General features: G+C 34.2%; 10 protein-coding genes. 6 read left to right on the top strand and 4 right to left on the bottom strand.

Going from position 1 to position 12,052, the window contains the following annotated elements; genetic code table 11:
- Nucleotides 1–2 precede the first annotated feature (2 nt).
- Nucleotides 3–1,037, top strand: coding sequence for a diphthamide biosynthesis enzyme Dph2 (dph2, locus tag QXW15_RS04575; protein WP_048102160.1), 1,035 nt, complete (start codon nucleotides 3–5; stop codon nucleotides 1,035–1,037).
- A 4-nt stretch (nucleotides 1,038–1,041) separates the two neighbouring features.
- On the opposite strand, the gene QXW15_RS04570 is transcribed toward dph2, so the two are convergent.
- Nucleotides 1,042–2,250, bottom strand: coding sequence for a tRNA (N(6)-L-threonylcarbamoyladenosine(37)-C(2))-methylthiotransferase (locus QXW15_RS04570; RefSeq protein WP_342790026.1), 1,209 nt, complete (start codon nucleotides 2,248–2,250; stop codon nucleotides 1,042–1,044).
- Between the two features lie 192 nt (nucleotides 2,251–2,442).
- Here QXW15_RS04570 and QXW15_RS04565 point away from each other — a divergent pair, with 192 nt between their 5' ends.
- Complete coding sequence (locus tag QXW15_RS04565; protein ID WP_048101886.1) at nucleotides 2,443–2,979, top strand: Lrp/AsnC family transcriptional regulator; 537 nt, start codon at nucleotides 2,443–2,445, stop codon at nucleotides 2,977–2,979.
- Between the two features lie 3 nt (nucleotides 2,980–2,982).
- On the opposite strand, the gene QXW15_RS04560 is transcribed toward QXW15_RS04565, so the two are convergent.
- Nucleotides 2,983–4,347, bottom strand: coding sequence for an aspartate ammonia-lyase (locus tag QXW15_RS04560; protein WP_342790025.1), 1,365 nt, complete (start codon nucleotides 4,345–4,347; stop codon nucleotides 2,983–2,985).
- Between the two features lie 89 nt (nucleotides 4,348–4,436).
- On the opposite strand from QXW15_RS04560, the gene QXW15_RS04555 reads away from it, so the two are divergent.
- On the top strand, nucleotides 4,437–5,549 hold the full coding sequence (locus QXW15_RS04555) for an isocitrate/isopropylmalate family dehydrogenase (RefSeq protein WP_048101888.1): 1,113 nt from the start codon (nucleotides 4,437–4,439) through the stop codon (nucleotides 5,547–5,549).
- Here QXW15_RS04555 and QXW15_RS04550 read toward each other — a convergent pair.
- Both QXW15_RS04550 and alaS read right to left on the bottom strand, forming a co-directional pair.
- The gene (locus tag QXW15_RS04550) at nucleotides 5,446–7,257 is read right to left on the bottom strand and encodes a hypothetical protein (RefSeq protein ID WP_054964381.1); all 1,812 of its coding nucleotides are present in this window, start codon (nucleotides 7,255–7,257) and stop codon (nucleotides 5,446–5,448) included. The genes QXW15_RS04555 and QXW15_RS04550 overlap by 104 nt on opposite strands.
- 28 nt (nucleotides 7,258–7,285) lie before the next feature.
- A complete protein-coding gene (gene alaS, locus QXW15_RS04545) occupies nucleotides 7,286–9,979 on the bottom strand; it encodes an alanine--tRNA ligase (RefSeq protein ID WP_236688945.1) in 2,694 nt (897 codons plus the stop codon).
- Nucleotides 9,980–10,116: 137 nt separating this feature from the next.
- Here alaS and QXW15_RS04540 point away from each other — a divergent pair, with 137 nt between their 5' ends.
- The 3 genes from QXW15_RS04540 to QXW15_RS04530 all read left to right on the top strand — a co-directional run bounded on the left by QXW15_RS04540 (nucleotide 10,117) and on the right by QXW15_RS04530 (nucleotide 12,023).
- Complete coding sequence (locus tag QXW15_RS04540) at nucleotides 10,117–10,635, top strand: cytidine/deoxycytidylate deaminase family protein (RefSeq protein ID WP_048101891.1); 519 nt, start codon at nucleotides 10,117–10,119, stop codon at nucleotides 10,633–10,635.
- 227 nt (nucleotides 10,636–10,862) lie between these two features.
- Nucleotides 10,863–11,399: an archaeal heat shock protein Hsp20 gene (hsp20, locus tag QXW15_RS04535; protein WP_048102162.1), complete on the top strand. Its 537-nt coding sequence runs from the start codon at nucleotides 10,863–10,865 to the stop codon at nucleotides 11,397–11,399.
- Nucleotides 11,400–11,429: 30 nt separating this feature from the next.
- Nucleotides 11,430–12,023, top strand: a complete 594-nt coding sequence (locus QXW15_RS04530; protein WP_342790024.1) for an ArsR family transcriptional regulator — start codon at nucleotides 11,430–11,432, stop codon at nucleotides 12,021–12,023.
- Nucleotides 12,024–12,052 lie beyond the last annotated feature (29 nt).

Raw genomic sequence — 12,052 nt, 5'->3', positions numbered from 1 at the left:
TTATGGATAAGGAGGAGGCATTTAAACAGTTAAAGCGGATGAATGCGAAAAAAATTTTATTACAGATTCCAGACGGCCTTAAACCACAGGCATTTGACATTTTTAATTATTTTGCTTCAGATTTTAATGTAATAGTAAGCTCATCATCATTTTACGGTGCATGTGATATTGGGAATAGGGAGATTTATGAAGGTGTTGACTGCATTGTTCAGCTAGGCCACACAGAGATACCAAATATAAATTATCCACTGCCTGTTATTTTCATAGAATATTATTACAATACCATTGAAATAGATGATTCCACCTTTGATGTTCTTAAATCTGATGGCATAAATAAAATTGGTCTTTTATCATCTGTTCAGTACTACAATGAAATGCTTTATATAAAGGATAGATTGGAAAGAAACGGATTCAGTGTTTACGTTGGGAAAAACGATGGGAGGCTAAAATATCCTGGGCAGGTTCTTGGATGCAATTTTAGCACTGCACATTCTGTATCTCTATATGTTGATGCATTTCTCCTAATAAGCACCGGACTTTTCCATGGCATAGGTGTGCAGTTATCTTCAGATGACAGGGATGTTTATATCCTTGATTTAAATGATAAAAAGATACATAATATAAGGCATGATACTGATATTTTTCTTAAAAAACGTTATGCAAGAATGGAAAGGGCATTGAATGCCAAGAGATTCTGTGTTGTTGTCGATACCAAGATTGGACAGTACAGAATGAAAATTGCAAATGAAATTTATGAAAAATTAAAGGCGCTTAATAAAAATGTTATAATGACAAGCGCAGATAATATTAATCCTGCCGATTTTGAAAATTTCATGTGTGATGCCATTATTTTCACAGGATGCCCAAGGGTGCCAATAGACGATGAGGAAAAGTTTAAAATGCCTGTGCTTACGCCCACTGAATTTGATTTAATTTTTGGATTTAAAAAAAGTAAAAGGTATGTGATGGACGAAATAGTCTCTGTGGATAAACAGGAGGAAAATAAAAATACTGAAACTAAAGGCATTAATGCATAATAATCTATTCTGCATCTCCAATAAGATAGTTATTTCCAAATGAAACTATTTTGCATTTTACGTTTTCATACTTTCTGTAGTTTCCACTTAGCACCACAGGACGGTAGTTTAGATCCCTGCCTATGGATGTGCCATTTTTCCCTGTCTCGGTTATAAGGACATTCTCCTCACGACCAATGAATCTTTCAAATTTTTTTGATATTATGTCCTCATGGAGCTTTATTAACTGGTTTGACCATGATTTAAGTGTATTGGAATTTAATGGCTGCTTATCAAAATCTTTTGTGTATGGTCTTGGGGAGAACCTTGTAATGTTTATTATATCAGGTTTAAGATCCTGTATGAATTTATATGTTCTTTCAAAGCTTTCTTCAGAATCCTTATAATATCCAAGTATTATATCTGTTGATAACACCATATCCGGAAAAGATTTTTTAAATTCGTTGAAAACCCTGGAGGCCTCCTCAATGGTATACTCACGGTTCATGGCTGAAAGAACATTATTGTCAGCACTCTGAACTGGCAGGTGAAGGAATTTAAATACCTTATCATTTTGATATGATTTTATTAATTTTTCAAGTATGTCATGTGTGTTTCTTGGCTCCATCATTCCCACACGCAGTTTAAATTTACGGTTTATGGAAACTATACTGTTTATAAGGTCGGCAAGATCAATGCCAAGATCCTTTCCATATGCCGCGGTATCAAGAGATGATATTCTTATTTCCTGTATACCGCGATCCAGTTCCATTTCTATTTGGCGTACAATCTTTTCTGGAGGTCTTGATAGCAATTTTCCACGGGCTATATGAGAAATACAGAAATTACAGCTTCCTGTACACCCCTGGTTTATTGGTATACCATCATAAACCCCGGAATTTATTTCAATATCATCCAGAGACCCACGGTAGAAATCCCTGAACTCATGGGGTTTAATGACCTCAATATTCTCTCCCTCAAGAGTGTTTCCGTTAACTGTGCTAAGGCATCCAAGAACCTTCACTCTTTTGGATTTTGAGGATAGATCGGCTATTCTCCTGATCATCTTATCCTCTGTGTGCTTTATTACAACACAGGTGCCTATTATGCTAAGATCAGCCTTATTCGGATCAGAAACCAGTGTGTTATTTTTATCCATAAGCAGCTTATTTAAATATAATGATGATTCGGATTTTTCAAGAGTGCATCCATATGATTCAAAATATATTTTCATAATGGTCATATATGGCAAATTAATTAATAATGATTTTTATGAATTTACATTAACAAATAAAAATTTTTTTCTACTATATAAAGCAATATGGTGATATATTAGTATAGTTTAACATTATTTTTCGATAATAAAAAGTAAAATTAGTTCATAAAAAAATAAAAAAAGTTATATATCGAATTAAAATACAAAAATATGACAGAAGAAAAAAATATAGATAAAAATGACGGTAAAAATTATGAGTGTGATTTATCCATAAGATGGAGCAAAATTGACGCATCAATACTGCCTTTTGACGAGCTGGATAAGGAAATTATGTGTTTTTTGAGATATAATGCAAGAATGTCAAATGCTGAAATAGCCAAAATGCTTAATACCAGTGAGGCTACTGTAAGACGCAGGATTAATGAGCTTGTAAGAAAAAAAATTATTACCGGTTTCTCTGCACTTGTTGACCTGCATTCCATAGAAAATAGCATAAAGGTATGTATAAGAATAGATACAGAGGCAGAAAAACTTGATGAAATTGCAGAGGATATAGCAAATGAACCTGATGTGCTTTCCCTTTACAGAAGGAGGGGGCAGAATCAGCTGCTTCTTCAGGGATTATTTTTGAATCTTGAGGCAATACAGGAGTTTGAGGATAAGCTTGCAACAAAACCGGGAGTTATAAAATACGATACAATGATAGTTTCAAAGGCATTTAAAAAAGACCCATGGGTTGGTATATAAAAATTATTTCAGAAAGCTAAATATTTCATTGTATTTTTTTTCGTCTATTTTTCCTGTTTTAAGTGCAAGTTCTTTAATGCTTTTTCCTGTTTCAAGGGCCTCCTCAACTATTTTTGCCACTGTATCATAGCCAAGATAGGGGTTTAAAAGTGCTGCTGAACCAAAGCTTCTTTCCATGTTTTCCCTGATTTTATTTAAATCGGGTTTAATTCCTGATATTGCCTTTTCATCAAGCATTTTAATTCCATTTGAGAGCCTGTCTATGGACTTTGATATTTCGTAATCCATATGTGGCATCATTACATTTAATTCAAGCTGTCCCGCCTTAACGGAATAATTAACCGCCATCTGTGATCCAAGTATGGAATTGCATATCATATTCATGGCCTCGGCTATTGATGGATTAATTTTCCCGGGCATTATGGATGACCCCTGCTGAACAGCTGGCAGAACTATTTCATGTATGCCCGATCCTGGGCCGGAATAAAGGAGCCTCAGATCATCGGCTATTTTGCTTATATCAAGGGATATGTTGGCGAGTGCATTCATAACCCTTGAAAAATCGGTCATAAATTGCATTATGCCCATGGTATTAGGGCTTTCCCTGAAATTAAAGCCAGTTTCCGTGGAAAGCGCCTCAACAGCATATTTTTTATAATTTTCCGGTGTATTTGCACCATTGCCCACTGCAGTACCACCTATATTTAATTCAAGGATGTACTCAAGTGCGTTTTTATATTCACCAAGGCTCTTTGATAATCCATAGTAATATGCATTGAATTCATCACCCAGGGTTACCCTGACCGCATCCTGAAGATGTGTCCTCCCGGTTTTATATATATCCTTAAATTCAAGGGCCTTGGATTTTAATGATTCCAAAAGATGCTCAGCATTTTCGATGAATTTCTGTGATTTAATCATTATATTAACACGCATCATTGTTGGATACACATCATTTGTTGACTGGCTCATATTTATAATGTCGTTTGGATGCACGTATTTGTATTCGCCTTTTTTATGGCCCATTGATTCCAGCACGATATTTGCTATTACCTCATTTGTGTTCATGTTAAATGATGTGCCGGCACCGGCCTGAAACACATCAACAACAAACTGGTCCCTAAATTCTCCGTTGATTAATCTATCACATGCCCTGGATATTTCCCTGTAAAGGTCCTCCCCCAATTTGCCTGATTTATAATTGGCATATGCCGCAGCCTTTTTAACAAGTGCCATGGATTTTATATGATCAGAATCAGCAGTTATTCCTGAGATTTGAAAATTATTTTTGGCCCTGTATGTATTTACACCATAATAAACATTATCCTCTATGGATACATCGCCGATAACATCATGTTCTGTTCTCATAATCAATTATTATTAATTTGTATAAAAAACTTTTAATTGAAATAAAAAACAAACAATAAAATTAAATAAAATAAAGCATAAAGTGGTGTATGAACATAACAGTTTCCGATGATAATAAACTGAATGTACCAAATCATACCACAGTTGGATACATTGAGGGTGATGGCATCGGGCCTGAAATTACAGCATCAATGATTAAGGTCGTGAACAGTGCTGTTGAACTAGCCTATTCAGGAGAAAAATCAATAGAATGGCATAAGATAATAATTGGCAGGGAGGCATATGAGAGGTATGGTAGATACATACCTGATATTTCACTTGAGGAAATTAAAAAGATAAGGGTAATAATGAAGTCCACACTTAATTTCCTTCCGGACAGAAGCAACATAAATGTACTTTTAAGGCAAAAACTTGGATTATATGCCAATGTCAGGGTAATAAGATATTTACCGGGCATATCGGTTATGATAAAAAATTTTGAAAGGCTGTATATTACAGTAATCAGGGATTCGGTGAACAATGAAATCACTTTTAATTATTCCTCTGAAAAAACAAGGGACTTAATTAATTTTATGTCAGAAAATTATGATATAAATATAAGCCAGGATTCAGCCCTGATGATAATCAGCCAGAGCAGATTCAGGGCAAAAAAAATGGCAAAACTTGCAGCCGAGTATTATAATTATAATAGAAAGAACAGAATAACAATTGTATATAGCAGGATAAACCCAGAGTTTCCTGAGTGGTGCCGGGAGGAAATATTAAAATTAAACCCAAGTCCGGATGTTGAAATTATGGAATTAACTGAATTTATCGGCCAGATAATTGATCATCCGGAAAATTTTGATATGGTTTTACTTGATAATTATTCAAACAGGATTATATTATCATTTTTGGTTAATTCGGTTAATATAGAATATGGTGGAAGTTTTGGTGATGGTATTGCTTTTTTCGAGGCAATACAGGGATCTGCACCACAGGATGCGGGGTATGATGTGGCTGACCCAATCTCATTTATAATGTCTGGATCAATGATGCTTAAGTACCTTGGATGGGAAAAATCATCTGAGATAATTGAAAATGCGGTTCACCAGACCTTTATTGAGAATAAGCTCCCCAAGGACCTTGCAGATCGTGAGCATATTGAGCCTGTAAAATGTTCTGAATTTGCTGATGAAATAATAAAAAGAATGAAAATGTAAATCTTTTATGAACTGCATGCACATTTATTATAACAAGTGTGGATGTATTATTAGAATAGAATAATATTATCCATGTTCCTGGTGTTAGGGCCCTAAATGTAATATTTATTGAGTGGTCCGGCGGAAGCATAATACCGTTGCCAAATATGTTTGATGACGCTGTTATATTTTCCCATATATGAGAGTTTGTCAGCTTGAATATATCCATACCGTTGGATATCGATACCGCCTGTAAATTCATTGTATAATTTAGATTGTTTGATATTTTAAGTGTTATATTGCTTCCAACCATTGCACCAATCACTACTGTTCCGGAACTTGTATTACTGTAATTTCCTGATACCATTGTTGGCGTGGATTTAATATAATATACCTTAAGCGTGCCATTGTAAGTCTGCATACCGGTATATATCAACATTTTATAGTCTTTATAACCGCTCAGGTTTGTATTATACGTCATAATGCTTATATTATAAGTTCCTGAACCACCAGGATTTATATACATGGGACCATTGTTAACCACCATGCTCAGGTTATCTATATAGAACTGTGGGGTTATTCTCCCAGCACCGTGGTTTACAATGCTCACCTTAAGCGTTGCATTTTCATGCCAGTTTTTATTGACAATTACATATGATGGCATATTTACAGTTATTCCGCCATTATGATTGACCTGAATCCCTGCAGGAACCATGGTAAATATGAGTATGGAAGTAACAATGGTGGCTGCGGTAATCATTGCCTTTTTTGGAATTTTTATCAAATTATTTAACGGTGCCGGCCCTCTAATTCCTATTATAACGGAGATAATTAAAAGTATAAGTATAAACGGAAATATAAAACTTAAAGTTAGAAGTATAATAATTGAAACAATGGATAAATATATCTGGTTTTTTCCTGAAATTGCCGAGGATACAAGACCACCATCAAGAAATCCTAATGGAAGTGCATTTAGGGCAGTGCTTATTAATCCTGAATAGCCTGCAAATTCCATTGGAGGCTTTAAGCTTGCAGCAGGGATTATTTTGTTTAAAAAAAATGTTGACATTAATGGTAAATCCAATCTATTTACGGGCATGTAATCAATGTTATGATATATTAATACTGAAGGCTCATAAAAAAAGCCCAGAATTATAATTATTATTGATGAGATAAAACCAAAGAGTATTGATAAAAATCCTGAAAAAAGCATGGATTTTCCGGTTTTATACTGATCCCTTGATGTATTAATAAAACCCAGTGTGCCTATACCAAGGGATGGGACCATAATTGGAAAGGAATAATGCATGCCGCTTCTTTTAAATGCAATATATCTGCCAAACTCCCGGAACAAAATAATAATCATTAATGGGACTGCAAAAAAAAATATACCTCCCAGCAGGCTTTTAACAGGAGTTCCACCAGAGTATGATAAATCATATATAAATCCACTGTAAATTATTGTGGAAATTGTTATTATACCCATAATGATCTTAATAATGGAATGCCCACCATGTTTGCTATATTTTATAACTATTAATTTGCAGCCATCATAATAATCAGTAAATGCTGTGTATCCAATTAAATTAAGCTGATCTATATACTCTGAAAAATTCCTTTCATCGCCATTACAGTTTATATCGAATGTTATTGAATCTTCTGATATCTCATATTTCTTAAAATCAAAATAAAATTTTGTTAAATTTATAATTTTATCTGGATTGTCCATACTTTTATACTTACCAAAATCACCTTAATTAACTTTTCACTTTTTTAATAGAATCCAATAGTATATCTGTATTTTTAATGTTGTTTACATTCATTATACATATACCATGTGATTTTGTTACCCTGTCCGGCTCGATACCATTATTCTTTATTAAGCTTATAAGGCTGTCTGTAATTGATGATGCCTGCCCGGATATTATATAAATAATAACCTCATTCTGGAGCCTGTTGATTACTATGGATTCCTGATTAAACTTTTGAAGTGCCGATATAAGCAGTTTTATATTCGTATAATTTTCAATGTTATACACATTAATGTTATTTATTTTTTCAGGGTTATTTATAATATTTTTTGTTATCTCCCTGGACTGATCATCGTAAGTTTTCCTTAAACTTATTAATTCCTCAATGTATTTCTTTGATTGATCGGCTATTTTATCCTCATCAACACGCATATATTCCTGTTCCGCCTTTATTATGTTGTATAATTTCTGTACGTATCTTAATGCAGCCGGACCTGCTGCAAATGTAACCCTTTGAATGCCCTCCTGAAGTGTTTCAGTTTTTATTATTTTAATAAAATGTATTTCTGATGTGTTATCTAAATGCGTGCCCCCACAACCCTCCGAATCTATATCCTGGATGGTTACAACCCTTATTGTTTTTGATACAGGTACCCCTCCCTCGAAGAGCCTGAAACCGTATTTATCCAATGCCGTATTCCATTTCTCGTTTGTAACCCTTATTGTTTTACCATCCTCTATGGCCCTAAAACATAAATCCTCTATATTTTTTATATCCTCCTCGGTGATTTTTTTATAATGTGTTATATCCAGCCTTGATTCATTAACATCCTTTTTTACCCCACTCTGCCATACATGGTCTCCAAAATATGACCTCATTACCCCAAGGAGCAGATGTGTTGCTGAATGATGTATCATAAGCTGATGTCTTCTATTATAATCAACAACACCCTTAATCCTAGAATGTTCGGGTATATCCGAATCAAGAAAATGAACTATTGAATCACCATATTTTTGCACATTTAAGACGTTTATACGTTTTCCGTTGTATATGAAATAACCAAGATCATAAGGCTGCCCACCGCCCTCTGGATAAAACGCCGTTTGGTTAAGTATAATTTTTTTATCACATGAATACAATACATTTGCGGTAAACTCAAGAATTTTTGTGTTGTCGTAGTACAATGGCCTTGTTTTTATATCTGGAAAGGTAAGCTGCTTTTTTGTTTCTTTACGGCCAATCTCCTTGTTTTTAATTATCAGTTCATGGAAATTATCCGGAATGATTAATGTTTTACCAGTAATTTGGTGGTAAATATCTGAAATTAGATCCTCATTTATTCCATAGGACTCATAAAGTCGGATAATGCTGTCCAGAGGTAAATCGTCATCCTTTATAAATTTTTTAACAATGTTGAATGATGATTGATTAACAGCATTATATTTTTCCCTCTCTATCTTTATTATATCGGAAATAAATTTTTCATCGAACCTTGGAATTATATTTTTAAACTCACCATACTGAAATTCAAGGAGTTTTTCAAGATCATATTTAAATCCAATATCATCAATAAATCTAAATGACCTCCTTATTAACGTTCTGGCCAGATAGCCAACCTTCACATTGGAGGGGATAACATAATCTGAAAACATAAGTAACAGCGTTTTGGTGTGATCTGCAAGTGAATAAACCTCTCTTAGAAACTTTAGCTGTTTAATGAAATCTTCATTATATTCCATTTTTTTGGATTCCATAAATTTTTTAACTTCATTCATAACCTTTTCTTCACTGTATGGGTCTATAACAGCTGAGATTTCTGAGATCTTTGCCATAATTTTATCATTAATTTTTTTAGCCTTAGAATTTTCTATTAAAAAATTAATTGTTTTATCATATATTGCATCATAGATTGTTGATGTTGCCGCGGATAGCCATACCAGACGTTCCAGCCCATATCCCGTATCAACAACCCTCAATGGCATGTGCGAATATTTTGTACCCTCTATTTCAACATCGCCGTTTGGGTCCTCCTTTAAGTCCATGAATACGAGGGTTGCAACCTCCAGTCCCCTAACAAAAACCTCAACAGCATTGCCAGCATTCCCCCCACCAAACCATGGTTTTTCCTTATACGTAATTAAATTTTTATCAACCTTAAGCCTTTCAGTTAAAAATCTAAATGAGTATCGTATTGTTTCATTCTTCCAGTATACAAATTTATCCTCATAGTTAAATGCATCATGGCACAGCATCTCAAATGTTGTCAAATGCCGCCCGGTTTTGCCAACCAGATCGAGGTCAAGCATCCTTATACTTGGCTGTGACATTACAATTGGATTACCCGGAGGTGGTACAAGCCCGGACGTAACCTGTGGCTGAAAATCATAAATTGATGCGTTTACAAGAAGCACATCATCGCGCCATCTGGGAACCACGGGATATGCTGGAATAAATTTATGCCTGAATTCACTGTCATTCTGAAAGAATTTTATAAACTCTTCACGCATCTCATCTATTGTATATTTCCTGTATACTGGTGAGTTGCCTATAAAGGAATAGCTTTCACATGCAGGGTCACCGCATGTCTTTTTCTCAGAATCAAGGGTCCAGAAATATGATGAACATGATATACACTGTTTCCTCATAAAACCTGTATCCCTAAAAAAATCTATATCAAATTCTTCCGGCATATAGTCCATAATGCATGGACATACATAAATATAATCTTATTAAATACATTATAATTAATACTTTAGGATAAATTTTATTTTTATATATAGTGAATGTTAAGATAAATTTTAAATAATATTTATATCATTATTATTAATTAATAAGCATGGAGTATGAATATAGGAGGCCAACCTGGGATGAATACTTTATGAGGATGGCCTATCTTGCCGCATCCAGATCTAACTGCACCAGAAGAAAGGTGGGTGCTGTTATCGTTAGGGATAACCAGGTTCTGGCCACAGGCTATAATGGACCACCAACACACACCGTTAACTGTGACGTTGTTGGATGCATACGTGATGAGATGGGTATACCATCAGGCGAAAGGCATGAACTGTGCAGGGGATTGCATGCTGAACAGAATGCAATTATAGAGGCTGCTGTAAATGGAGTAAGCATTAAGGGAGCCAAAATATATGTTACCACACATCCATGCGTTGTTTGCTCCAAGATGATAATGAATGCAGGATTAACAGAGATTATATATGCTGAAGGTTACCCTGATGACCTTGCAAAATTAATGCTTCTTGAAAGCAATATTAAGATAAGGGAGTTCAGGCTTCCTGATTCTGATATAGAGAATATCATAGGAACCTTCTACATACATAAGGATGGGGAGGATTAATTTTTAAGATTATTTTTTATAATAAGCACTAAAAAGATAATAAGCCGATATGGTGTCGCTCTGTTAATTGCATATAAATATGGAATTTGTTTGCAATGAAAAATGTATTGCTTTATAATGACTAAAAAAATCATGGTGCAATATAATAACATTTTAGTAGAAAACTTTATATACTATTTTTTAATATATAAGTTGACAACTAAAGGTTGTCAACTGAGGTGAGATATATGGTGGATAAAAAATATGATGACTGGGATGATATATTTGATGAGCTGTACGATGAATTTGGCTTTGACATGAGGAGGATAAATAACGAAATAGCCAAATTCTGGGAATCTGTAATGAAAGGTAACAGTAATGCCAAGGTTATGGGTCCATATGTATATGGCTTTACATATAAGATAGGCCCTGACGGCAAGCCAACATTCCAGGAATTTGGGAACGTACCAAGGAGGCTTGGATTCAACGAGAACATAAAAGAGGGTTTCAGGGAGCCATTAACAGATATCAATGAGGATAATAAAAATATATACATAACATATGAACTGCCCGGCGTTGATAAATCAGACATAAAATTAACTGTAAATGAGTATAATGTGGAATTAACTGTTGACACTGACAAAAGAAAATATTACAAAAACATAGAGTTCAACACACCAGTGGATGTAAACAGCGTTTCTGCAAAGTTCACAAATGGTGTCCTCGATGTCACAATATCAAAAACTGGCGGAAGGAATTCTGGAAAGACAGTGAAAATAGATTAAAACCATTAAATTATTCTTTTTAATTTTAGGGTGATTTCAATAGAGGATGATCTATGGACGTTACTTAACATACTGGAAAATAATACCAGAAGGGAATTGCTTAAAATGCTGGCAAATTATGATTCATATGCACTTGAGCTTAGCAAGGCCATGGGAATATCACAGCAGGCAATTAAGAAGCAGCTTGATATACTGGAAAAAATAGGGCTTGTGTCTGCCAGCGGAATTATACCATCCTCCCTTGGTGCACCTAGAAAAATATATAAATCTCAGGGATTTTCAACGATAATTATAGATTATTCAAAAAATTTTATGGGAATCAAAAAACTGGATATAGAATATGAAAATAAAGTTGACCTGCCTGATTTAAACATCTCTCTTATAAAAAAATTAAACGATATAAATAATGCCATAAATGATATTGAGAAAAAACGTACCGAATTACTGGCAATAAAAGATAAAATTATTGAGAAATTAAAAACTGCGGCGGATAAATACGATGATTTCTGCAGAAAGGTAATAAGATCATTTCTTGAGAATCTTGATATATCCAGGACATCAAAGGAAACAGGTGTTCCGGAATACGTTGTGAATGAAATAATTACAAAATTTACCAGTGAATAAACTTTATATAATGTATAAAAATCAATTTC

Source organism: Acidiplasma sp. (assembly GCF_038728925.1).
Lineage (GTDB): Archaea > Thermoplasmatota > Thermoplasmata > Thermoplasmatales > Thermoplasmataceae > Acidiplasma > Acidiplasma aeolicum.
Note: the sequence above shows the minus strand (reverse complement) of the source record. Positions and strands in the feature narration are given on the sequence as shown.

Bases quoted from the DNA above. Each gene is read 5' to 3' on its own strand.
- QXW15_RS04570 (WP_342790026.1), bottom strand. From the start codon at position 2,250: ATGAAAATATATTTTGAATCATATGGATGCACTCTTGAAAAATCCGAA.
- hsp20 (WP_048102162.1), top strand. From the start codon at position 10,863: ATGGTGGATAAAAAATATGATGACTGGGATGATATATTTGATGAGCTG.
- QXW15_RS04540 (WP_048101891.1), top strand. From the start codon at position 10,117: ATGGAGTATGAATATAGGAGGCCAACCTGGGATGAATACTTTATGAGG.
- dph2 (WP_048102160.1), top strand. From the start codon at position 3: ATGGATAAGGAGGAGGCATTTAAACAGTTAAAGCGGATGAATGCGAAA.
- QXW15_RS04550 (WP_054964381.1), bottom strand. From the start codon at position 7,257: ATGGACAATCCAGATAAAATTATAAATTTAACAAAATTTTATTTTGAT.
- QXW15_RS04555 (WP_048101888.1), top strand. From the start codon at position 4,437: ATGAACATAACAGTTTCCGATGATAATAAACTGAATGTACCAAATCAT.
- QXW15_RS04565 (WP_048101886.1), top strand. From the start codon at position 2,443: ATGACAGAAGAAAAAAATATAGATAAAAATGACGGTAAAAATTATGAG.
- QXW15_RS04560 (WP_342790025.1), bottom strand. From the start codon at position 4,347: ATGAGAACAGAACATGATGTTATCGGCGATGTATCCATAGAGGATAAT.
- alaS (WP_236688945.1), bottom strand. From the start codon at position 9,979: ATGGACTATATGCCGGAAGAATTTGATATAGATTTTTTTAGGGATACA.